Source organism: Enterobacteriaceae endosymbiont of Donacia fulgens (genome assembly GCF_012567545.1).
Classification (GTDB): Bacteria; Pseudomonadota; Gammaproteobacteria; order Enterobacterales; family Enterobacteriaceae.
Window position 1 is genome coordinate 48,918 of record NZ_CP046182.1, and the last position, 24,647, is coordinate 73,564.

A 24,647-nucleotide genomic window follows, 5' to 3' on the forward strand; every position below is an offset into this window, starting at 1 on the left:
TTTACTTTAATTTTGTTATTATTTATTAATTAATACTAATTAATATGGATTATCATTTAATGTTTACCGGAAGTATTGTAGCACTTATAACTCCAATGGATATTAAAGGTAATCTTTGTAAAAAAAGTTTACAAAGACTTATTAAATATCATATTAATAGTGGTACAAAAGCAATTGTTATTATGGGAACAACAGGAGAAGCTGCTACATTAACATATAATGAACATATAGATGTTATAATGTATGCATTAGATTTTTCAGAAAAAAAAATACCTATTATAGCTGGAACAGGATTTAATTCTACGTCTAAAAGTATAAAAATAATATCTATTCTTGAAAATTCAGGAATTATAGGTTGTTTAAATATTACTCCTTATTATAATCGTCCTACACAAGAAGGTTTATACCAACACTTTAAAGAAATTGCAAACAATACTAAATTACCACAAATATTATATAATGTTCCTTCAAGAACAGGATGTGATTTATTACCAAAAACAATTTATAAATTATCAAAAATTAATAATATAGTAGGTATAAAAGAGGCTACTGGAGATTTATCTCGTGTAAATAAAATTAAAAATTTAATAAAAAAAAAATTTTTTTTAATTAGTGGAGATGATAAAACCTCTTTTGAATTTATGTTATTGGGTGGTGATGGTATTATATCTGTTACAGCTAATATTGTTGCATCAAAAATGAATAAATTTTGTAATTATATAAAAGAAAAAAAAATTTATGAAGCAGAAAAAATTAATAAAGAACTAATTATATTACATAATCAATTATTTCTTGAATCTAATCCAATACCCATAAAATGGGCAGTAAAAAGATTAGGATTAATTAAAAATGATAAAATGAGACTCCCTATGACACCACTCACAAGGTGTAATCAAAAAATTATAGAAAACACATTAAAGAAACTAAAATTAATATAAATCAACAATATTAGTTACTATTGATAGATATACTTTTATATGATATAGAATTAAAACTCTATTTTTTTTAAATTGATTATCTTGATGATTAATTATTACTTTTTTAAAAAAATTATTAACAGGATAATATAGTTCAGATAATATTAATAATATATTATAATATTCATTATTTTTAATTTTTAATTTTAAAATTTTAGATAATTTAATAATATATCTGAATAAAATAATTTCTTCTTTATCTTTTAAAAGAGAAGTATTAATTTGGTTATTTATATTTATATATTTTTTATTTTTTAATAAAATATTATTTATTCTTTTATAAGTAAAAATTAAAAAATTACTTTGTTTTTTTTCATTTTTAAGAAATAAATTTAATGCTTTTATTTTATAATCTAAAACTAATAAATCATCTATTTGATTATTTAAAATAGAATTAATAATATTTTTTTTATATCCTAATGATATATACCAATTTTTACATCTTTTTTTTATAAAAAATAATATTTCTTTTAATATTTTTTTTTTATTAATAAGATTTTTTTTATATAAAAAAAGATTAAAATTAATTAATTTAATTAAATTAATTTGTATTTTTTTTTCTATAATAATTCTTATTATAATTAATGTTACGTATTTTAAAGAAAATGGATCTTTATCTCCTGTTGGTATTAATGATATACTAAACATTCCTACTATAGTATCTATTTTATCTGCAATAAATAAAACACAAGAAACTATATTTTTAGGTATAAAATTATTTTTTTTATATTGATATTGATCTTTTATAGCTTGTGTTACATTTATATTTTCTTTATTATATTTTGCATAATACATCCCAATAATTCCTTGTAAATCAGGAAATTCATAAACCATTTGTGTTGCTAAATCACATTTAGATAATTTACTTGCTCTGATACAATCTATAATATTAATATTTTGAATAATTTTTTTTGCTATATATTGAGATATTTTTTCTATTCTTATAGTTTTTTCAAATAAATTACCTAAATTTTTTTGAAAAATAATATTTTTTAATTTATTTAAATATTGTTCAAATTTTATTTTTAAATCATTTTCAAAAAAAAATTGAATATCTTTAAATCTTGATTTAATTACTTGTTCATTATTATTAATAATTCTTTCATTATTATCTGTTTGAATATTTATTAATATAATAAAATTAGATAATAAATTATTTTTTTTATCGTATAAAGGAATATATTTTTGATATTTAATCATCACATATGATAATATTTCCGATGGTAGTTTTAAGAATTTTTTATTAAATTTTCCTATTAATAATACAGGCCATTCAACCATACAAGATAATTCTTCTAAAAAAATTTCATTTATTTTAATAATTGCATGTAATTTATTTGCTATTTTTTTTATTTTATTAAAAATAATATTTTTTCTTTTAACATAATCAACAATTATTTTTCCTTTTTCAAATAATAATTTTTCATATTCTTCTGAATTTTTCAAAACTATTTTTTTTTGACACATAAACCTATGTCCTTGAATAATATTATTTGATTTAAGATTTAATATTTTTTTTTTAATATTTTTTTTTCCTAAAACTAATACAATATTTCTTATTGGTCTAATAAATTTAAAAATATTTTCATTCCAATACATAAAATTAGGAATAGAAATAATATTTTTTAAAGTATTAATTATCATTTTTGATAATAAATGTTTAATATGTAATCCTTTTATTATTTTTTTATAAAAAATATATTTATTTTTATAAAAAATATTTTTAATATCTTTAATATTATATTTTTTCATCCAATATTGGACTATTTTATTCTCCAAAATATTTTTTTCGTTAGAAATAAAAGGACCTTTGATATTAAAAAAATGATTAGATTGTATTATTTTTATAAAATATATTTGTAATGCAATACGTCTAGAAGTAAAAAAACATTTTATTATTTTATATTCAAAATAATTTTTTTTTAATTCATTTTTAAAATTTTTTAAAATTATTTGAGATATTTTTAATAAATAATTTGAAGGTATTTCTTCTATACCAATTTCTAATAATAATATATTATTATACATAAGATTATATTACCTAATTAATAATTTTGTTATTTTATATAATTATAATATTTTGTAACAATTAATTTTGTCATATTACGTAATTTTAAAACATATCTTTGTCTTTCAGTATGAGATAAAAATCTACGTGCTTCTAATAAATTAAAACAATGAGATGCTTTTAAAAGTTTTTCATATGCAGGAAAAATTAATGGTTTTTCTAAATTTAATAAATAACTAATTTCTTCTTCATAATTTTGAAAACAATATATAATAAAATTAATATTTGTATGTTTAAAATTATAAACAGATTGTTCTTTTTCATTTACATAAAAAAAATCTTTATAAGTAATAAAATGATTTTTATCTTTATTCCATATTAAATCAAATATATTTTTTACATCTTGTATATGCATTGCTAATCTTTCTAGTCCATAAGTAATTTCTCCTGTAATTGGATTACATAATATTCCTCCCATTTGTTGAAAATATGTAAACTGAGTTATTTCCATCCCATTTAACCATATTTCCCATCCTATTCCATATGCACCTAATGTAGGATTTTCCCAATTATCACTGATAAAACAAAGATCATTATTTTTTAAATCTATTTTTAATTTTTCTAAAGATTTTAAATATAAAAATTGAATATTATTAGGAGGTGGTTTCATTATTACTTGAAACTGATAATATTGTTGTAATCTATTAGAATTTTTTCCATATCGTCCATCAGATGGTCTTCTTGATAATTGTATATAAGCTAATTTAATTGGTTTTTTTCCTATTGCATATAAACATGTCATTGGATGTGATGTTGCAGCTCCAACTTCAGTATCAATAGATTGAATTATACTACAACCTTGTTTTGCCCAATAATTTTGTAAAATAAAAATCATTCCTTGAAATGTTTTTTCATTATTAAATTCTTTCATTTTTTTAAATTTATTTAATTTTATTATTTTATTATAATAATATTTATTATTTTGAATAAAATATAAATTAAAATTTAACATATTTTTAATAGAATAAAAATTAATGTTAAAATAATTTATTATTTTTAATATAAAAAATTTATAAAATTATAAAAATTTTTAATATGGATTAAATATAAATATGAATAATATATCTAAAAAAATTTCTTTTAAAAAAGAAAAAAATGAATATAATAAATTAATAACAAAAGCTACAAATTTAGCAATTTTATTATCTTTAACATTATTAATATTAAAGTTATTAGCTTGGTGGCAAACTAAATCTATAAGTATGTTAGCTGCTTGTGTAGATTCTTTAGTAGATATTACATCTTCATCAACTAATTTATTAATTATATATTATTCTTTACAACCTGCTGATTTAGAACATACTTTTGGTCATGGTAAAGCTGAAGCATTATCTGCTTTAACACAAAGTATATTTATTTGTATTACAGCAATATTTTTATTTTTAAATAGTTTAAAATATATATCTCATCCTACTAAATTACATTATCCGATTATTGGAATAATAGTTATTATAATTTCATTTTTTTTAACTTTAATATTAGTAATTTTCCAAAAAAAAGTAATTGCTAAAACAAATAGTCAAGCTACTCATGCTGATATGATTCATTATGAATCTGATATTTTAATTAATAGTGCAATTTTAATAGCTTTATTTCTAAATTTTTTTAATGTAAAACAGGCAGATTCTTTTATAGCATTAATTATAAGTATATTTATTTTTTTTAATGCTTTTAAAGTAGGTTATAAAGCAATACAATCTCTATTAGATAGATCTTTACCAGAACATGAAAAAAAAATTATAATAGATTTAATTACTTCTTGGCCAAGAGTAAAAGGAGCACATCAATTAAAAACAAGACAATCAGGTCCTACTCGTTTTATACAACTTCATTTAGTATTAGAAGATAATTTACCTTTATTAGAATCACATTCAATTGCAAAAAAAATAGAAAATGCTTTAAATAAAAAATTTCCTTATTCAGATATAATTATACATCAAGATCCATATTCTATCGTTTCTGAAAAATATAAAGGTTTTTTTAAAAATTAATTTTATTAATAAAATATTATATATTTTGAGGTATCAAATGATTCAAAAAATTGGTGTTCTTACAAGTGGGGGAGATGCTCCAGGAATGAATGCTGCAATTAGAGGTGTTGTTAGAACAGCATTAGGATATAATATCGAAGTTTTTGGAATATATAATGGTTATTTGGGATTATATAATAATCATATTATAAAATTAGATAGATTCAGTGTATCTGATATTATTAACAAAGGGGGTACTTTTTTAGGATCTGCTCGTTTTATTCAATTTAAAAATAGAATAATACGTTCTATTGCTATAAATAATATGAAAAAAAATGGTATTAATGCATTAGTTGTAATAGGGGGAGATGGTACTTATATGGGTGCTAAATTATTAACAGAAATGGGGTTCCCATGTATAGGAATTCCAGGAACAATCGATAATGATGTTTCAGGTACTGATTATAGTATAGGATATTCTACTGCATTAGAAACTATTGTTCAAGCTATTGATAAATTAAGAGATACTTCTACTTCTCATCAAAGAATATCTATTGTTGAAATTATGGGTAGACATTGCGGAGATTTAACTTTATCTGCAGCTATTGCTGGAGGTTGTGAATTTATTGTTTTACCAGAAGTTAATTATAATCAAGAAGATTTAGTAAAAGAAATAAAAATAGGTATAGAAAAAGGTAAAAAACACGCTATAGTATTGATTACAGAATTTATTTGTGATATTAATAAACTAGCAAATTTTATCCAAAAAAAAATTAAACGTGAAACTAGAACTACAGTTTTAGGCTATATTCAAAGGGGGGGGTCTCCTGTTGCATATGATCGTATTTTAGGTTCTCGTATGGGAGCATTTGCAGTTGAATTATTATATAAAGGATATGGAGGAAGATGTATAGGTATTCAAAATGATAAAATGGTTCATCATGATATTATTGATGCTATTTTAAATATGAAAAAAATTTTTAAAAAAGATTTATTAGATACTGCAAAAAAGTTATTTTAATAAAATTATAAAAAGAGATAAAATATGAAGAATATAAAATTTTTAAAAAGAATAGAAATAGGAAAAAAATTTAGTAGACGTTTAAGAATTAATAATCAATTTCCAGCCATTATCTATGGTAAAAAAAAAAAAGAAATGCCTATTATGATAAATAATGAAGATATAATTAATATTGATTTTAAAAATTTTTTTAAAAAAAAAATTCAATTAATAGATGAAAAAAAAAAAATATATAAAGTAAAAATTATTGATATTCAATATCATCCATATAAAAATAATAAAATATTTCATATAGATTTTTTATTTGTATAATTATTTTTTATATAAAAAATCTTATATATATTATATATATTTTTATCTATATAGAAGATTAACTAATAATTAAATTTATATTCCTAACACATCATGCATATTATATATTCCTGTTTTTTTGTTATTAAGCCAAATAGCAGCATTAATAGCTCCTTTAGCAAAAGGAATTCTATTTGATGCTTTATGAATTAATTCTATTTGTTCTCCAATAAAAGAAAATAAAATATTATGTTCTCCATATAAATCAGCCGCTCTGATAGAATGACATTTTACCTTTTTAGTAATATTAAATTTTTTATAAGTATAAGTAATAATATCTTTTAATGATAAAGCTGTCCCTGATGGAAAATCTTTTTTTTTTTTATGATGTTTTTCTATTATATCTATATCTAAATAATTTATTTCTTTATTTTTACATAAAATTTTAGTAAAATTTTCTATTATTTTTAATAAAAAATTTATACCTTGACTAAAATTAGAAGATAAAACAATAGCTATATCTTTTGATATTTTTTTTATTATTAATTTTTGTTGTTCAGTAAAACCTGTAGTTCCAATAACAATTTTTTTTTTATATTTTTTACAAAAATTAACATTTTCTAATGTTGTTTTTGGATTTGTAAAATCTATTAAAATATCAAATTGATCTTTAATATTAATTAAATTAGATTCAATATTTAAAAAATTTGATTTATATAATATTTTATTTTTATTTTTTAAAGATAATTTATGTTCTGTAACTCCATTTAATAAAATATTATTTATTTTATTTGTATTTAATACTTTTAAAATATTTTTACCCATACGCCCATTAATACCTGCTATTGCTAAATGAATTTTATTATCTTTCATAATAAATAAACCTATATATTATTTAAATGTTTAAAAAAATATCTTTTATAATAAAAATTATTCCAATACAAATTAAAATATCTGCAATATTAAAAACTGGAAAATGATAATTATATATATGTATATCTATAAAATCTATTACAAAACCATATTTTATTCTACTAATAAAATTACCTAATATTCCCCCTAATATAAAATTATTAGTTAGTTGTTTATTTTTATTTTTTATAAAAAAAAATATTATTATAATAATATTTATTACATTAAAAACTAAAACAGTATTTTTATAATTTTTTAAAAAACCAAAAATTATTCCATAATTTTTTAAATAAATAAAATTTAAATAAGAACAAATATGATAACATTTATATAATTTTATTTTTTTTATAATTAAATTTTTACAAAAAAAATCTATTACTATAAATAATAAAATATAAATATTTGTTATTTTCATTTTTATTATAATTTTACTAAAAATTTTTAAATAAATAAACGTTTTTCACCATTACCTATAGTATTTAATTCACAACGATCACAAATATTATTGATTATATTTTTTGAGTAATACCAACAACGTTTACATTTAGAATATTTTGATTTTCTAATCTTAAAATTTTGTATTAATTTATCTATAGATGTTTTTTCTTCATAGTAAAAAGAAATATTAGATACTAATAATAAAAAACGTAATTCTGAACCTAATATTATTAATTTTTTATAAATATTTTTATTTACAAAAACAATAATATTTGCCTCCAAAGAACTACCTATAATTTTTTTATTTCTTGCATATTCAATTATTTTATTTATTTCATTTTTAAAAATAAAAATATCATTCCAATATTCATAATTCATTTTATTATTTGATGATAAATAAAATAATTTAGAATACCATTCTTCTGTAAAAACATATTTAGATCTTTTACCTGGAATATAATTCCAAATTTCATGAGCTGTAAAAGATAATATTGGAGCAATCCATCTTACTAAAGATTCAAGAATCATATATAAAGATGTTTGACAACTTAATCTTTCTATACTTTTTTTTTTAAAAGTATATTGTCTATCTTTAATAATATCAAAATAAATAGATCCTAAATCTATAGAACAAAATTGCATTATTTCTTGTATTACATTTTTTATATTATAATTATTATAATATTTTATAATTTTATTTTGTACAATTTTTGTTTTATGTATAATCCATTTATCTAATATTAACATATTTTCTTTTTGTATTATATCTTTTTCTGGTATAAATTGATCTAAATTAGATAATAAAAATCTAACTGTATTACGAATACGTCTATAAGTTTCTGTAATTCTTTGTAATATATCTGAAGATATATTTATTTCATTAGTATAATCTGTAGAAGCAACCCATAATCTTAAAATATCACTACCTAATGTGTTTATTATATTTTGAGGTTTAATAATATTACCTAAAGATTTAGACATTTTTTTACCATTATTATCAACAGTAAATCCATGACTTATTACTGTTTTATATGGAATATTATTATCTATAGCTGTTGAAATAATTAATGAAGAAATAAACCATCCTCGATACTGATCATTTCCTTCTAAATAGATATCAATCTTATTATTTTTAAATTCTTTAATTTGTTTAATAATTGAATAATAAGTGGATCCAGAATCAAACCAAACATCTAATACATCTACAACTTTTTCATATAAAATAGCATCTTGACCTAAAAATATTTTAGGATCTAAATCCCACCATGCTTGAATACCTTTTTTTTCAATCATACAAGCTATTTTTTCAATAAATTTTAAAGAATTAATATGTATTTTTTGTGTTTTTTTATTAATAAATAAAGGAATAGGAATACCCCAAATTCTTTGTCTAGAAATACACCAATCAGGTCTTTTATCTAACATTAAATTCATTCTTTCATAACCCCAGTTAGGTATCCATTTGACTTTTTTTATTAATTTTTTTGCTAATTTTCTAAGATTTTGATCTATACTAATAAACCATTGAGGTGTAGATATATATATAATTGGTATTTTATGACGCCAACAATATGGATAATTATGAATATAATTATCTAATAAAAATAATGAATTTTTTTCTGTTAAAATTTTAGTAATTATTTTTTCAGAGGAAAAAATATTAATTTTATTTAATTCAGGATGTATACCATTTTTAAAAAACCCTTTTTTATCTATAATATTTTCTAAACATGTTATTTTATATTTATTACATATATTATAATCATCTAATCCATGATTAGGTGCCATATGTACAATACCTGTACCTGATTTTTCAGAAACATAATTATCTATAATAAGAGATGAAATTTTATTATTAATTGGATTTTTTATTAAAATATTTTTAAAAAATTTACCTTTTATTTCTAATAAAACTTTCCATTTTATAATTTTTTTTTTATTCATAATAATATTAACTAAATTCTTAGCTATTATAATAATATTTTTATCAATTTTAATTAATTGATAATATATTTCTGGATTTAAAACAATTGCTCTATTTGCAGGTATAGTCCATGGAGTAGTAGTCCATATCAAAAAAGAAATATTATAATTTTCTATTTTTATATTTATTTTTTTTTTAAAAAAATCAATGTTAATTATATTAAACATAACATAACATGTTAATGTTTTTTTTTTTAAATAATCAACTTCAGCACCTGCCAGAGAAGAAAGACATTTTGTACACCAATGTACTGGTTTTTTACCTTTATATATATAATTATTTTCAATAATTTTTCCTAAAGTACGAATAATATTTGCTTCTGTTTTAAAATTCATTGTTAAATAAGGATTTAACCAATCAGCAAATATTCCTAATCTTATAAAATCTTTTTTTTGTTTTTTAATTTGTTCCAAAGCGTACTTTCTACATTCAATTCTAAATTGTTTTTTAGAAATTTTTTCATTTTTTTTTTTTAAAATTTCTTCTACTTTTTGTTCTATAGGTAATCCATGACAATCCCATCCGGGAATAAATGAAGTATAATATCCATGCATATTTTTAAATTTTATAATAATATCTTTTAAAATTTTATTAAAAGCATGACCAATATGAATATTACCATTAGCATATGGTGGGCCATCATGTAAAATAAATTTTTTTTTATTTTTTTTAGTATTTAATATTTTTTTATATAAATTATCTTTTTCCCATTGTTTTAATATAGTTAATTCATTTTTTGTTAAACATGCTTTCATTGGAAATTTTGTTTTTGGTAAATTTAAATTAAATTTATTTTTCATACTAATTATCTTGAATTTATTTTTAATTTAATAAAATTAATAATTATAAATTTTATTTTATTTATATATAGATATTATATATAATATTATTTTATGTAAATATTTAATTGTTATAAAAAAATAAAAATTATTAATATAATTAGAAGGAATTTTTATATGGCAAATATAAAATCAGCTAAAAAGAGAGCTTTAAAATCAGAAGAAAAAAGAAAACATAATATTAATTATCGTTCTATGCTACGTACCTTTATTAAAAGGGTTAATAATGCTATTTCTGATAAAAATATTGAATTATCAAAAAAAAATTTTAAAAAATTACAATCTGTTATTGATAAACAAGTACAAAAAAAATTAATTCATAAAAATAAGGCATCTCGTTGTAAATCTAGAATATATAATAAAATTATAAATATTCTTTAACTATTAATTAAATATTAAAATAATGGATATTCATTTAATGAATGTACCTATTTCTTTAACAAAAAAAGCAATAAAGAAAATAAAAAAATTAGATAATAAAAATCTAAATTTTAGAATATTTATTCTAGGTGGAGGATGTAGTGGTTTCAAATATGATTTTATTTTAGATAAAAAAATAAAAAAAAATGATATTTTAATAAATTTATCAGGTATTAATATTGTAATAGATAAAATAAGTATGCAATATTTATCAGGAAGTATTATTGATTATATTGAAAGTATTGAAGAATCTAGATTTATTATTAGAAATCCATATATGAAAAATACATGTAGTTGTGGTTCTTCTTTTGATATTTAATTTTAAAAACTTATTAATATGAGGAAAAATTTATGTCTAATACAAAATTAGTATTATTACGTCATGGTCAAAGTGAATGGAATAAAAAAAATTTATTTACTGGATGGCATGATATAGAATTATCTCCAGAAGGAGAAATTGAAGCAATACAAGCAGGAAAAATTTTAAAAAAAAATAATTTTAAATTTGATTATGCATATACTTCTTTTTTAAAAAGAGCAATAAATACTTTATGGTTAACTTTAAAAGAATTAGATCAACTTTGGATTCCTGTTAAAAAAACATGGAGATTAAATGAAAGACATTATGGAAAATTACAAGGAATGAATAAAGATGAAATTACAAGTAAATTTGGTATAGAAAAAGTACAAAAATGGCGTCGTAGTTTTACTACTGAACCACCATCATTATCAATTAATGATCCAAGATGGTCCAGATTTGATCAAAAATATTCTAAATTAGAAGATTATCAGTTACCTTTATCAGAAAGTTTATTTAAAACTTTAGAAAGAGTCATATATATATGGAAAAGTAGTATATCATCTAAAATTATGAATGGAGAACGAATTATTATTGTTGCTCATGGTAATTCATTAAGAGCTTTAATTAAATATATTGAAAACATTAATGATATTGATATAATTAATTTAAATATTGCTACTGGTATCCCTATAATTTATGAATTTGATAATAATTTAAATTATAAAAAAAAATATTATTTAAATAATTAATATAATTAAATATTATTTTATTTTTTTTTGAGATCCAGATTGGAGTACTGTAACTGCAATTGTATAGATTATATCTTCAATTGAAGCGCCTCTTGAAAGATCGTTAATTGGTTTTTTAATACCTTGTAATATAGGACCTATAGAAATTATTTTAGATGTTCTTTGAACTGCTTTATAAGTAGTATTACCTGTATTCAGGTCAGGAAATATAATAATATTAGCTTTTCCAGCAACTAAAGATTTTGGTGCTTTATATTTACCAATACTTTTTATAACAGCTGCATCATATTGTAACGGGCCATCTATTATTAGATTTGGTAATTTATTTTGTACTAATTTAGTTGCTTTATGTACTTTTTCAACTTCAATACCTTTACTGGAGGTACCTGTTGCATAAGAAATCATTGCTATTTTAGGTATTATATTAAATAATTTACTAGTTTTTGCTGATTGTATTGCTATTTCAGCTAACTGTTTATAATTAGGATTAGGATTAATTGCACAATCACTAAATATTAATACATTTTCAGGTAATAACATAATGAATATTGATGAAATTATAGAATATTCTGGTAAAGTTTTAATAATTTGTAATGCAGGTCTTATAGTATTAGCAGTTGTTGCATTAGCTCCAGAAACAATACCATCTACTTCATTATTTTCTAACATCATAGTAGCTAAAAACATATTATTTTTTAATAATTTTATAGCATTTTTTTCATTTAAAAACTTATTTTTTCTAATATACATTAATTTTTCTATATAATTATTTCTAATATGTATAGGATCAATAATATTTATATTATTATTTAAATTTATATTATTTATTTTTGCTATATTTATAATTTCTTTTTTATTACCTAATAATATACATTTAGCTATATTTTTTTGAGAACATATTACTGCTGCTTTAAGAGTACGTAATTCATTACCTTCTGGTAATAATATTGTTTTTTTAAGTTTACAAGCTTTATTTATTAAATTATATTTGAATATAAATGGAGAAATATAAAATTTATAATTTAAATATTTTTTATTATTAAAAATATTAGAAGGAATATATAAATTAATAAAATTAATAATATTTAATATTAATTTATTATCATTAATTGGGAAATTATTTTTATAAATATTTTGTATTTTTAAATAAGTTTTATAAAAATTATTTTTTGTATATAAAAGATATATATTATTATTAATAATTTTAGAAATTTTTTTTATAATTAAATCATATTTTTTTTCTACAAAATCTGTCAATAATATAGCTTTACAAAAAATATTTTTAGATAAAATATTATATATTTTTTTAATAGTATTATTATCTTTTATAGATATAATTATTAAAGATTTAACAAAAAATTCTTTATTTATAAAAATTTGTTTGCTAAAAAAAATAATATATTTAATATTACTATATTTTAAATCGATAGGTAAATTACAGTCTAAATATTTACATATAATTTTTAAATCTATTCCAAATACAAAATTTTTTAACCATGGAATACATATAATTTTTTCTTTATTAAAAGATAATAAATTATTATTTTCAATATTTTTTTCTTTTTTTAAAAAAAAATTTTTAAATATATTTATATTATAAAAGAAAGGATTATTATTTTGATTAATAAATAATTTTTTAGCAAAAGAAAACATATAATTTGATTTTAAATTAAAAATTTTTTCTTTAAAAATCATATCAATTATAGATTTTGTTTTTTTTAAAGTTTCATTTTTTAAAAACATAGATGTAACAAAAATAATTTTTGCATCAAATATATTTGCTATATCACAATTTAATTTAAATAATATTTGTTCAATATAAAGAGGTATTATTCCTTCTATTAGGATAATATCTGTATCTTTTATATTTTGAAAATATTTTTCAATTATATTTTCAATAATATTATTATATGAAGTATCATTATTTAATAAACTAATATCATTAATTTTTATTGAATCAATAGATTTTATATTAAAATTATATTTATTTAAAATATTATTAGTATAATTAAAATTATAATTTTCTATTTGAGAAACAGGTTTAAAAAATTTACATCTTAATTTCTTATTATTAAAATAATTTAATAATCCTATATTTATACTAGTAAAAAAATGAATATCAATATTTATTGGTATTGACATAATTATTTTTAACATTATTATATACCTTTTAAATTGATTAATTTTTATTATTTATTAATAATAATATTAAATGTATCTTGTGCTATCATTAATGCTTCATTTGTAGGAATAACTAATATTGGGATACTATTTATAGTATTTATAAATCCAGTTTTGCCAAATTTTATTTCATTATTTAATTTTTTATCAATAAAAATATTCAAAATTTTTAATTTTTCTATTGTTTTTTCCCTAATTAATACACTATTTTCTCCAATACCTCCTGTAAAAATAATTGCATCTATTTTTTTTTTCATTAAAATACTATAAGAAGCTATATACTTAGATAAACGATGTATAAATATATCAGCAGCTCTTTTTATTTTAGAATTTTTAAAATAATTATTTTCAATATATCTAAAATCACTAGTTATATTTGTTAAACCTAACATACCTGATTTTTCAGTTAAAATTTTATAAATTTTATCTATTTTAATATTTAAATTATTAAACATATAAAAAATAATTGCAGGATCAATATCTCCACATCTTGTCCCCATAACTAAACCTTCTAAAGGAGTTAATCCCATTGAAGTATCAATACTTTTACCATTTTTTATAGCAGTAATAGATGAACCATTACCTAAATGACATGAAATACAATCTAATATATTTAATGGAATATTTAATATTTTTGAAGCAATTTCAGTAACATATCTATGACTAGTACCATGAGCACCATAACGACGTATTTTATATTTCTTATAAAATTCTATTGGTAAAGCATATAAATATGATTTTTCAGGCATTGTTTGATGAAAAGAAGTATCAAATACAGCAATTTGTTTATTTTTTAAATGAGGTAATATTTTAATTATTTCTTTAATACCTATTAATTGAATAGGATTATGTAAAGGAGCGAAAATAGATGAATTTTCTATTGCTTCTAAAACTTTTTCTGTAATTATTACAGAATTTATAAATTTTTCTCCTCCATGTACTATACGATGACCTACTGCCATTATATTATTATATAATAAATTTTTTTTTAAAATAATATTTATTATATAATTTAATATTATTTTATGATTAATTTTTGAATAAAAAATTTTTTTTTTTTTTATGTTATTATAATTCCATTTAACATAAGAATGTTCATTATTGAAATTTTCTGCTAAACCAAATAATAAATTTTTTTTTTCTAAAATATTTATAACTGAAAATTTTAAAGATGAACTACCACAATTAATAACAAGTATTAATTTACTTGACATATATTTTCCTAAATAAATATTTATTTAATAAATAAATTTTATTATATATAAAAAAATAGTAAAATTATATATAAGATATATGATAAAAATTTTTAAAATAAAAAATATAATATATACATAACTACTAATTTAATATATTATATATGTAAATGGCGCATTGGCAGAATGGTTATGCAGAGGATTGCAAATCCTTTTATTTCGGTTCAATTCCGGGATGCGCCTTTTAATTAATATATAAAATAAAATAACTTACTTTATTTTGCCCAGATGGTGGAATTGGTAGACACAAGGGACTTAAAATCCCTCGGCATGTATATTGCTATGCGGGTTCAATTCCCGCTCTGGGTATTAAAAATTTTTTATAAAAAATATTTATATTTTTGTAAAATATTATTAAAATAAATAAAAAAAAAAGATTGTTTTTTAATTAAAAAATAATTATATAAATTTTGATCAATATGATTTAGTGAATATAATAGAAGAAAAATTATTAAACATCCTTTTAAAATACCAAAAAATAATCCTAATATCTTATTAAGATTATTTATATGATAAGAATAAATAATTTTTTTATTTAAAAATTTTTTAATCATATTTCCTGATATTATATTTAATATAAAATAGATAAATAATAAAAAAATTTTTTTAAAATAAAAATTAATTGTTGTAAAATTTTTTATAAAAAAAAAATAATTATAATATTTTCTAGATAAATAAAAAGATATAAACCAAATAAATATTGTTAAAATTTCTTTTACAAATCCTCTAAAAAAACTAAATATTGTAGAAAATAATAATATTAATATAAATAAATAATCAATTATTAACATATTTTTTATATATTTCTTTATTTGTATTAAATTATTTAAAATTTAAAATAATTTAAAATAGTTAAAGATAAAATAAATTATACAATTTATTTAAGGCAAAATCTTTTTTTACTAAAATTTTATTAAATTAATTTTTTAAAAAAAAATAAATTATGTTTTATATTTGGTATACCAAAATGTTTTGGATATTCTACTTCTGCTAAAAATAAACCATTTGGTTTTACTGTAGCTGCAGCTTTAGTTCTATCTTTAATTTTAATTAGTTCTAATAACCAATCTTCATTTTTATTACCAATACCTATTTCTATTAAACTTCCTACAATATTTCTAACCATATGATATAGGAAAGCATTTGCTTTTATATCTATTAAAATATAACGACCATATTTTTTAATATCACATTTTAAAATATTTCTAAAAGAAGAACCATTTAATTTTTTACCAGATTGAAAAGAAGAAAAATTATGTTCTCCTAATAAATATTTTATTGAATTTTTTATTTTTTTAATATCTAATTTGTAATTAGATAAAGTACTGAAATTATTAAATATTGCTGACCTATATTTATTATTATAGATAATATAAAAATATCTACGTGATAAAGCACTAAATCTAGCATGAAATTTTTTTTTTACAGATACTATCCAATTTATAACTATATCTTTAGGTAAAAGACTATTTATACCTAAAATCCATGATTTTTTTTCTCTAAAACTATATGTTTCAAAATGGATAACTTGTCCTAAACTATGTACTCCTATATCAGTTCTCCCTGCACAAAAAATAATTACATTATGATTAGCTATTTTAGAAATAGCATTTTCTAAATGTTCTTGTATAGTTTTTTTTTTATAATATTTTTTTTGTTTTTGCCATCCATGATAATTAGTACCATTATATTCTACACCTAATGCAAATTTATATTTTTTTTTAAATTTTAAATTTATCATTTTATATTTATATATCTTTAATATATTTTAAAAATTGTATTTTACTAAAAATTAGTTACATTTTATTAAAAATTCTATAAAATAATATTTTAAGAAATAAAATTTTAATAATTTGAATAAAATTTTAAAACATAATTATGCATGAGTATAAATATAATGAAAATATATAAAAAAAATAATAAATTTATTAATAAAGTATTAAAATTAATTGCTACTATATTTATAGTATACTCAACGATTATATATGCAAATGAAAATATATTTAATATTATATCTCAACCAAATATTAATGTTAAATCATATATTTTAATAGATTATAATACAGGTATTATTTTAACAGAAAAAAATGCAAATGATATTCAAAAACCTGCTAGTTTAGCAAAAATTATGACTAGTTATGTAATAGGAAAAGCATTATCTAAAAATAGAGTTAATCGAAATGATATGGTGATAGTAAGTAAAAATGCTTGGGCAGCTGGTAATAATGAATTTAATGGTTCATCGTTAATGTTTTTAAAAGTAGGAGATCATATTTCTGTAAAAAATTTAATTAAAGGAATTATATTACAATCTGGAAATGATGCATGTGTTGCTATAGCAGAGCATATATCTGGTAATCAACATAATTTTGTTAGATTAATGAATTTTTATGCACAAAAAATAGGATTAAAAAATACTTTTTTTAAAAATGTACATGGATTAGATGAAGATGGGCAATATACATCTGCAAAAGATATGGCTATTATGGGTAAATCTTTAATTCATGATTTTCCTTATGAATATAATATATATAAAGAAAAAAAATTTACTTTTAATCATATTTCTCAAAAAAATCGTAACTTATTATTATGGGATAAAACATTAAATGTAGATGGGATTAAAACAGGTCATACTGAAAATGCTGGTTATAATATAGTAGCTTCAGCAACAAAAAACAATATGAGATTAATTGTTGTTATTTTAGGAGATAAAACTGAACAATATCGTAAAAAAAATAGTAAAAAACTATTAAATTGGGGTTTTGAAACATTTCGTACCATTAATCCAATAAAAAAATATCAAAAAATATCTTCTATCCCAGTTTTATATGGTAAACATAGTTACGTAAGGATTGGAATTAAAAATAATGTTTTCTTAACAGTACTTAAAAATCAAGAAAAAAAAATAAAAATTTTGTATCATATAAAAAATAATAAAATATTTGCTCCAATTTATAGAAACCAAGTATTAGGTCATTTAACTTTTATGATTAATAATCATATAGTTGGTCATTATCCATTAATTGCATTAGAAAATGTACCAAAAGGTAATATTTTTATTTGTCTATTAGATTATATAAGATTATTATTAAGTAAATGGATTCATCAATAAAATATAATAATATTATTTATATAAAAAATAATGTATAAAAAAAATTTTATTATAAGAGATTTAGGTATAGAATCATGGTATATAACTTATAAAAAAATGTATAAATTTAATTATATAAGATCTAATAATACATTAGATGAAATATGGTTAGTTGAACATTATCCTATTTTTACTCAAGGAAAATTATCTAAAATAAAAGATATATTATTTTATAATAATAAAATACCAATATTTAATACCGATCGAGGAGGGAAAATTACTTATCATGCCCCAGGACAACAAATTTTGTATATTTTAATTAATTTAAAAAAAAGAAAAATAAAAATTAAATCATTAATTTTTATTTTAGAAAAAACAATCATTAATATATTATTATATTTAGGAATTAAACCTGATTATTCTTTTAATAATATGCCTGGTGTATATGTTAATAATAAAAAAATTGCATCTATAGGGATAAAAATTTCAAAAGGATTTACTTCACATGGAATATCATTTAATATTAACATGGATTTATTACCATTTAGTTATATTAATCCTTGTGGTTTATACAAATTAAAAATGACTCAAGTAAAAGATTTCATTCCATATATAAAAATAATTACGATTAAAAAATTATTAATAAAAGAATTTTTATTCTTAATTAATAATATTTGATATTAATTTAATTATTTTTTTTTTAAAATTTTTATTTTATAATATTATCATATTTTTTTTAAAAATAAATAATTTATATAATATGAAACAAAAAATTTTAAAAAAACCTAATTGGATAAAAATTAAATTTTCAGTAAAAAATATTAATAAAATAAAACAAATTAAATCTACATTAAAAAATAATAAATTATATTCAGTTTGTGAAGAAGCATCTTGTCCTAATCTAATAGAATGTTTTGGTAAAGGACAATTAACCTTTATGATTTTGGGTAATATATGCACAAGAAATTGTCCATATTGTGATGTAACACATGGTAGACCAAAAATAAAATATGATAAAGAAGAAGCTTCTAATTTAGCTAAAATAATTTTTAAAATGAAATTAAAATATGTTGTTATTACTTCTGTAAATCGTGATGATTTACATGATGGAGGAGCAAATCAATTTATTAATTGTATAAAAAAAATAAGAGAAACAAATAATAATATAAAAATTGAAATACTAGTTCCTGATTTTAAAAACTGTATAGAAAAAGCTTTAAACATATTAAGTTATGAATTACCTGATGTTTTTAATCATAACATAGAAACAGTAGAACGTTTGTATTATAAAATACGTCCTTCAGGAAAATATCAAAAATCATTAATATTATTAAAAAAATTTAAAAGCTTATTTCCTCATATTCCAACCAAATCAGGATTAATGGTTGGGTTAGGAGAAACAAAAAAAGAATTATTTAATACTATAAAAGATTTAAAATATAATAAAGTTGATATCCTAACCATAGGACAATATTTACAACCTAGTAAAAATCATATACCTGTCAATAAATATTTTAGTTTAAATGAATTTTCTCAAATTAAAAAAGAAGCAAAAAAACTTGGTTTTAAAAAAGTAATATGTGGTCCCTTTATACGTTCTTCATATAATGCTGAAAAATTTTTCTTTTAGAATTATTTTTAATAAAATATAAGATGCCTCTGATAAAATTTAAAAATTTTATTTTTAATTATTTATAATTAATAAAATAAAAAAATTTTTATTTATTAATTAAAATAAATAAATATTTTAAATAATTTTAATAAAAAATAAATTTTTCAGAGGCAATTTTATTAAACCTTTTCTTACTGACTAAAGAAATTTAAAGAGCAACAACATTAGCAGCAGAAGGTCCTTTGGCTCCGTTAGTAATTTCAAATTCTACTCTTTGGCCTTCGGTTAATGTTTTAAAACCACTACTTTGAATTGCAGAAAAATGTACAAAAACATCTTTACTACCATCTTCAGGAGTAATGAAACCAAAACCTTTAGATTCATTAAACCACTTAACGTTACCTTTAATCTTGGACATCAATTATTACCTTTACATAAAAATAGACACCAAATTTGTGTCATTTAAAAGTACATCAATTAATAATACATTTGTCTAGTGAAACAAATCAAAAAAGTGATAAATATCGAATTTTTGAAATATTTTTAAAAAAAAATATTTATTTTTTTTTTAATTATATTAAATTTATTGATATAATGTGGATTATTTTAGGATTAAATTTTTATGTATTTATTATCAGGTAAAAAAATATTAATTACTGGTATTTTAAATAAATACTCTATTGCATATGGAATAGCTTGTGCTATGTATAAACATAAAGCAAATTTAATATTTACATATCAAAATAAAAAAAATAAAGAAAAAATAAAAAAATTAGTAAAAAAAATGACAAAAAATCCAATTATAAAATGTGATGTATCTAAAGATACGGATATTAAATATTTGTTTTTTAAAATATCAAAAATATGGAATAAATTTGATGGTTTCGTACATTCTATTGCATTTACACCTAATAATAGTTTAAAAGAAGATTTTATTAAAAATACATCTCGTTTAACATTTCAAATTTCACATGATATTAGTTCTTATAGTTTATTAGGTATGGTAAAAGAATGTATAAATATATTAAATAAAAAATCTTCAATTATTGTATTAACTTATTTAGGTTCAAGAATAGTTATTCATAACTATAATGTTATGGGATTAGCAAAAGCTTCATTAGAAGCTAACATTCGTTATATAGCATCTAATATTGGTGATAAAAATATTAGAATTAATGGTATTTCACCAGCACCAATAAAAACTAGTGCATCTTCAAAAATAAAAAATATTAATAATTTTATAAAATTATATCAAAAAAATAGTCCTTTATCAGAAAAAATTACTATAAAACACATAGGTAATGTTGCTACTTTTTTAGCTTCTGATTTATCTTTAGGTATTACTGGAGAAATAATAAATTTAGATTCTGGATTTAATATAAAATAAATATTTGAAAAATAAATTAATAAATGATAATTTTTAAGTTTGAATAAATATTTTTTTATTTTATATATTTTTATAATATAAATAAATTTTTTATACTTAAGGAATAAATATGATAATTGGGATACCTAAAGAAAAATATTTTAAAGAAACAAGAATAGCAATGACTCCTTTAAATATTAAAAAATTAATAAAATTAAAATTTAAAGTATATGTCGAAAAAGGAGCTGGGATTCTTTCTTATTTTCAAGATCAAGATTTTATAAATGCAGGAGCAAAAATAGTAGAAAATAAAAAAATTTGGGAATCAAATATAATAATCAAAATTCATCCTCTTGATACAGAGGAAACTAAATTAATAAAAAATAATAGTATATTAATTAGTTTTATTTGGCCAAATAAAAATAGTATTTTATTAAATATTTTAGCAAAAAAAAATATAACTACTATTGCAATGGATACAGTTCCAAGAATATCTAGAGCACAATCTTTAGATGCTTTAAGTTCAATGAATAATTTATCTGGTTATAGAAGTATTATAGAATCTATAAATTTATTACAAAGAACACCAAATGGACAAATAACAGCTGCAGGTAAAATATTACCAGCTAAAATAATGGTTATTGGAGCAGGAGTAGCTGGATTATCAGCTATTGGTACTGCTAAAAGTTTAGGAGCAGAAGTAATTGCTTTTGATAAAAGAAAAGAAGTAAAAGAACAAATTCATAGTATGGGTGCTAAATTTTTAGAATTAAAAGATCAACAAGAAGATGATGATAATGAATATAAAACTCTTTCATCAAAAAAGAAATTACAACTAGAAAAAGATTATTTTAATAATATTGTAAAAACAACAGATATTATTATTACAACAGCAGTAATTTTAAATAAAAAAGCACCTATTTTAATTACTAAAGATATAGTTAAATTAATGAAACCAGGTAGTATCATTTTTGATCTTGCAATTGAAAATGGTGGTAATTGTGAATTAACAGAAATAAATAAAATAATTACTACAAATAATAATATAAAAATATTAGGATTTACTAATTTACCTAGTAAATTAGCACCACAAGCTTCACAATTATATAGTACTAATATTATTAATTTAATAAATTTATTATCTAAAAATAATTTAGGTAAAATTTTTATTAATTTAGAAGATGAAATTATAAGAAATATGACTATTATTTATAATAGTAAAATTATTTGGCCTGCACCAAAAATTATTTTAAAAAAAACAAAAAAAGATATAGAAGATAAAAATAATTTTGAAAAAAAAAAGAATATTGCAAATATAAAAAAAAATACATGTTTTTTTAAAAGTAATTATTTTTTATATACTATAGGATTATTTTGTATCTATTATATAACAAATTTTATTCCTTATAAAATAATACCTCATTTTATAATTTTTTTGTTATCTTGTATAATAGGATATTATGTAGTATGGAATGTAGATCATACATTACATACCCCATTAATGTCTGTTACAAATGCAATTTCTGGTATTATTATTATTGGTTCTATATTACAAATAAATAGTAATTATTTTACTATAATTATATTAGCATTTTTAGGAACTTTATTATCTAGTATTAATATTTTTGGAGGATTAACTATTACTCAACGTATGTTAAAAATGTTCCGTAAAAATTAAGGAGAATCTATAGATGTTTTTTGATAGGTCATTAATATTTATATATACTATATCAGCAATATTATTTATATTAAGTATTGCAAGTCTTTCAAAAAAAGAAACCTCTCAAAGAGGTAATTTACTTGCTATTTATGGAATGCTTATTGCTATTATAATAACTATATTAAAATCCCCGATTAATAATATTGGTTATGTCTTTGGGGCAATTTTTTTTGGCGCAATTATAGGAATTAGTATTTCTAAAAAAATTGATATGACTAAAATGCCTCAATTAATTGCAATATTACATAGTTTTGTTGGATTAACTGCTATTCTTGTTGGATTTAATAATTATTTATCATTAATTTATAATAAAATTATATTTTATGAAACTACTAATATTCAATTAGTAGAAATATTTATTAGTATTTTTATTGGATCAATAACTCTGATCGGATCTATTATTGCTTTTAATAAATTATCTGGATTTATTAAATCAGAAACTTTAAATATTAAACATAAAAATAAAATACATATTTTAACTTTATTTGTATCATTTGTATTTATGATAATTTTCTTAAAAACACATAATATAAAATTACAAATTATAATTTTAGGATTAATATTTTTAATTTCACTAATATTTGGTTTTCATTTAATAATGAGTATTGGTGGGGCAGATATGCCTGTAGTAATTTCAATGTTAAATTCTTATTCAGGATGGGCAGCTGCATCTTCTGGATTTATGTTAACTAATGATTTATTAATTATAACTGGGGCATTAGTCGGATCTTCTGGAGCTATACTTTCATATTTAATGTGTAAAGGTATGAATAGATCATTTATTAATGTACTTATTGGAGGAAATAATAAATTTTTTAATAAAAAAAAATCTCTTTTAAAAAATAAAGAAATTCAACATTATAAAAAAATATCTATTGAAAATACAGTAGAAATATTAAAAAATTCTAATAATATTATTATTGTCCCCGGATATGGGTTAGCTGTATCTCAAGCACAATATCCTCTTTCTGAAATAGTTAAAAAATTACTTTCATTAAATATTAATGTAAGATTTGCTATTCATCCTGTAGCAGGTCGTTTACCAGGACACATGAATGTTTTATTAGCAGAAGCTCATATACCATATAATATAGTTTTAGAAATGGATGAAATTAATAAAGATTTTATTAATACAGATACTGTACTAGTAATAGGTGCTAATGATACAGTTAATCCATCAGCACAAGAGGATATTAATAGTCCAATATCAGGGATGCCTGTTTTAGAAGTATGGAAAGCAAATAATATTATTATTCTTAAAAGAAGTATGAATCAAGGATATTCAGGGGTTAGTAATCCTTTATTCTACAGAGAAAATAGTTATATGTTATTTGGTGATGCTAAAGATTTAATAAATAAAATTCTAAAAATAATTTAATAGAAAAGTTTACTCACTGTATATAAATAAAAAAATACTAGAGTAAACTTTACTTATGTTAAAATAATTTAATAAA

The 24,647-nt window shown here is 19.0% G+C and carries 23 protein-coding genes and 2 tRNA genes; 15 read left to right on the forward strand and 10 right to left on the reverse strand.

Going from position 1 to position 24,647, the window contains the following annotated elements; genetic code table 11:
• Positions 1 to 59 precede the first annotated feature (59 nt).
• Entirely contained in the window at positions 60 to 938 is an 879-nt protein-coding gene (dapA, locus tag GJU05_RS00260) for a 4-hydroxy-tetrahydrodipicolinate synthase (RefSeq protein WP_208753931.1), read from the forward strand.
• On the opposite strand, the gene glyS is transcribed toward dapA, so the two are convergent.
• Positions 930 to 3,005: a glycine--tRNA ligase subunit beta gene (gene glyS / locus GJU05_RS00265; RefSeq protein ID WP_208753561.1), complete on the reverse strand. Its 2,076-nt coding sequence runs from the start codon at positions 3,003 to 3,005 to the stop codon at positions 930 to 932. The genes dapA and glyS overlap by 9 nt on opposite strands.
• Positions 3,006 to 3,034: 29 nt before the next feature.
• Complete coding sequence (gene glyQ, locus GJU05_RS00270; protein WP_208753562.1) at positions 3,035 to 3,916, reverse strand: glycine--tRNA ligase subunit alpha; 882 nt, start codon at positions 3,914 to 3,916, stop codon at positions 3,035 to 3,037.
• Positions 3,917 to 4,097: 181 nt separating this feature from the next.
• On the opposite strand from glyQ, the gene GJU05_RS00275 reads away from it, so the two are divergent.
• The 3 genes from GJU05_RS00275 to rplY are packed head-to-tail and all read left to right on the forward strand — an operon-like array spanning position 4,098 to position 6,348.
• Positions 4,098 to 5,036 carry a cation diffusion facilitator family transporter gene (locus GJU05_RS00275; protein WP_208753563.1) on the forward strand — a complete coding sequence of 313 codons (939 nt, stop codon included), beginning with the start codon at positions 4,098 to 4,100 and terminating at the stop codon, positions 5,034 to 5,036.
• Positions 5,037 to 5,073: 37 nt separating this feature from the next.
• A complete protein-coding gene (gene pfkA, locus GJU05_RS00280; protein WP_208753564.1) occupies positions 5,074 to 6,036 on the forward strand; it encodes a 6-phosphofructokinase in 963 nt (320 codons plus the stop codon).
• A gap of 24 nt (positions 6,037 to 6,060) precedes the next feature.
• Complete coding sequence (gene rplY, locus GJU05_RS00285; RefSeq protein WP_208753565.1) at positions 6,061 to 6,348, forward strand: 50S ribosomal protein L25; 288 nt, start codon at positions 6,061 to 6,063, stop codon at positions 6,346 to 6,348.
• Positions 6,349 to 6,423: 75 nt separating this feature from the next.
• On the opposite strand, the gene dapB is transcribed toward rplY, so the two are convergent.
• Genes dapB through ileS form a run of 3 tightly spaced genes read right to left on the reverse strand, consistent with a single transcriptional unit; the run spans position 6,424 to position 10,461 of the window.
• Entirely contained in the window at positions 6,424 to 7,200 is a 777-nt protein-coding gene (dapB, locus tag GJU05_RS00290; protein ID WP_208753566.1) for a 4-hydroxy-tetrahydrodipicolinate reductase, read from the reverse strand.
• Positions 7,201 to 7,222: 22 nt separating this feature from the next.
• Positions 7,223 to 7,654, reverse strand: a complete 432-nt coding sequence (gene lspA, locus GJU05_RS00295; protein WP_208753567.1) for a signal peptidase II — start codon at positions 7,652 to 7,654, stop codon at positions 7,223 to 7,225.
• Between the two features lie 26 nt (positions 7,655 to 7,680).
• A complete protein-coding gene (ileS, locus tag GJU05_RS00300; RefSeq protein ID WP_208753568.1) occupies positions 7,681 to 10,461 on the reverse strand; it encodes an isoleucine--tRNA ligase in 2,781 nt (926 codons plus the stop codon).
• Between the two features lie 156 nt (positions 10,462 to 10,617).
• Here ileS and rpsT point away from each other — a divergent pair, with 156 nt between their 5' ends.
• The 3 genes from rpsT to gpmA are packed head-to-tail and all read left to right on the forward strand — an operon-like array spanning position 10,618 to position 11,970.
• Entirely contained in the window at positions 10,618 to 10,881 is a 264-nt protein-coding gene (gene rpsT / locus GJU05_RS00305; protein ID WP_208753569.1) for a 30S ribosomal protein S20, read from the forward strand.
• A gap of 22 nt (positions 10,882 to 10,903) precedes the next feature.
• Complete coding sequence (gene erpA / locus GJU05_RS00310) at positions 10,904 to 11,239, forward strand: iron-sulfur cluster insertion protein ErpA (protein WP_208753570.1); 336 nt, start codon at positions 10,904 to 10,906, stop codon at positions 11,237 to 11,239.
• Positions 11,240 to 11,271: 32 nt separating this feature from the next.
• A complete protein-coding gene (gpmA, locus tag GJU05_RS00315) occupies positions 11,272 to 11,970 on the forward strand; it encodes a 2,3-diphosphoglycerate-dependent phosphoglycerate mutase (RefSeq protein WP_208753571.1) in 699 nt (232 codons plus the stop codon).
• 12 nt (positions 11,971 to 11,982) lie between these two features.
• Here the strand turns inward: gpmA and pta are convergent, their stop codons facing one another.
• Together pta and GJU05_RS00325 are read right to left on the reverse strand one after the other, a co-directional pair.
• Positions 11,983 to 14,127: a phosphate acetyltransferase gene (pta, locus tag GJU05_RS00320; protein ID WP_208753572.1), complete on the reverse strand. Its 2,145-nt coding sequence runs from the start codon at positions 14,125 to 14,127 to the stop codon at positions 11,983 to 11,985.
• Positions 14,128 to 14,159: 32 nt separating this feature from the next.
• Positions 14,160 to 15,365, reverse strand: coding sequence for an acetate kinase (locus GJU05_RS00325; protein WP_208753573.1), 1,206 nt, complete (start codon positions 15,363 to 15,365; stop codon positions 14,160 to 14,162).
• Positions 15,366 to 15,516: 151 nt separating this feature from the next.
• Between GJU05_RS00325 and GJU05_RS00330 the strand changes: the two genes are divergently transcribed.
• Both GJU05_RS00330 and GJU05_RS00335 read left to right on the forward strand, forming a co-directional pair.
• Positions 15,517 to 15,587: transfer RNA gene (locus tag GJU05_RS00330), tRNA-Cys, on the forward strand.
• A gap of 39 nt (positions 15,588 to 15,626) precedes the next feature.
• Positions 15,627 to 15,713: transfer RNA gene (locus GJU05_RS00335), tRNA-Leu, on the forward strand.
• 11 nt (positions 15,714 to 15,724) lie between these two features.
• Here the strand turns inward: GJU05_RS00335 and GJU05_RS00340 are convergent.
• On the reverse strand, positions 15,725 to 16,195 hold the full coding sequence (locus GJU05_RS00340; protein WP_208753574.1) for a CvpA family protein: 471 nt from the start codon (positions 16,193 to 16,195) through the stop codon (positions 15,725 to 15,727).
• Between the two features lie 122 nt (positions 16,196 to 16,317).
• Positions 16,318 to 17,145 carry a tRNA pseudouridine(38-40) synthase TruA gene (gene truA, locus GJU05_RS00345; RefSeq protein ID WP_208753575.1) on the reverse strand — a complete coding sequence of 276 codons (828 nt, stop codon included), beginning with the start codon at positions 17,143 to 17,145 and terminating at the stop codon, positions 16,318 to 16,320.
• Positions 17,146 to 17,301: 156 nt separating this feature from the next.
• Between truA and GJU05_RS00350 the strand changes: the two genes are divergently transcribed.
• The 3 genes from GJU05_RS00350 to lipA are packed head-to-tail and all read left to right on the forward strand — an operon-like array spanning position 17,302 to position 20,125.
• Positions 17,302 to 18,516: a serine-type D-Ala-D-Ala carboxypeptidase gene (locus tag GJU05_RS00350; protein ID WP_208753576.1), complete on the forward strand. Its 1,215-nt coding sequence runs from the start codon at positions 17,302 to 17,304 to the stop codon at positions 18,514 to 18,516.
• Between the two features lie 30 nt (positions 18,517 to 18,546).
• Complete coding sequence (gene lipB / locus GJU05_RS00355) at positions 18,547 to 19,173, forward strand: lipoyl(octanoyl) transferase LipB (protein ID WP_208753577.1); 627 nt, start codon at positions 18,547 to 18,549, stop codon at positions 19,171 to 19,173.
• A gap of 1 nt (position 19,174) precedes the next feature.
• Positions 19,175 to 20,125, forward strand: coding sequence for a lipoyl synthase (lipA, locus tag GJU05_RS00360; RefSeq protein ID WP_246228879.1), 951 nt, complete (start codon positions 19,175 to 19,177; stop codon positions 20,123 to 20,125).
• A 190-nt stretch (positions 20,126 to 20,315) separates the two neighbouring features.
• On the opposite strand, the gene cspE is transcribed toward lipA, so the two are convergent.
• Positions 20,316 to 20,525, reverse strand: coding sequence for a transcription antiterminator/RNA stability regulator CspE (gene cspE / locus GJU05_RS00365; protein WP_168820769.1), 210 nt, complete (start codon positions 20,523 to 20,525; stop codon positions 20,316 to 20,318).
• A gap of 204 nt (positions 20,526 to 20,729) precedes the next feature.
• Between cspE and GJU05_RS00370 the strand changes: the two genes are divergently transcribed.
• From GJU05_RS00370 to GJU05_RS00380, 3 genes are all read left to right on the forward strand, one after another.
• Positions 20,730 to 21,494: an enoyl-ACP reductase FabI gene (locus GJU05_RS00370; protein WP_208753579.1), complete on the forward strand. Its 765-nt coding sequence runs from the start codon at positions 20,730 to 20,732 to the stop codon at positions 21,492 to 21,494.
• 109 nt (positions 21,495 to 21,603) lie between these two features.
• Positions 21,604 to 23,151, forward strand: coding sequence for a Re/Si-specific NAD(P)(+) transhydrogenase subunit alpha (locus GJU05_RS00375; RefSeq protein WP_208753580.1), 1,548 nt, complete (start codon positions 21,604 to 21,606; stop codon positions 23,149 to 23,151).
• A gap of 13 nt (positions 23,152 to 23,164) precedes the next feature.
• Positions 23,165 to 24,571 (forward strand): NAD(P)(+) transhydrogenase (Re/Si-specific) subunit beta, encoded by a 1,407-nt coding sequence (locus GJU05_RS00380; RefSeq protein WP_208753581.1) that lies wholly within the window; start codon positions 23,165 to 23,167, stop codon positions 24,569 to 24,571.
• The last annotated feature ends 76 nt before the right edge of the window (positions 24,572 to 24,647 follow it).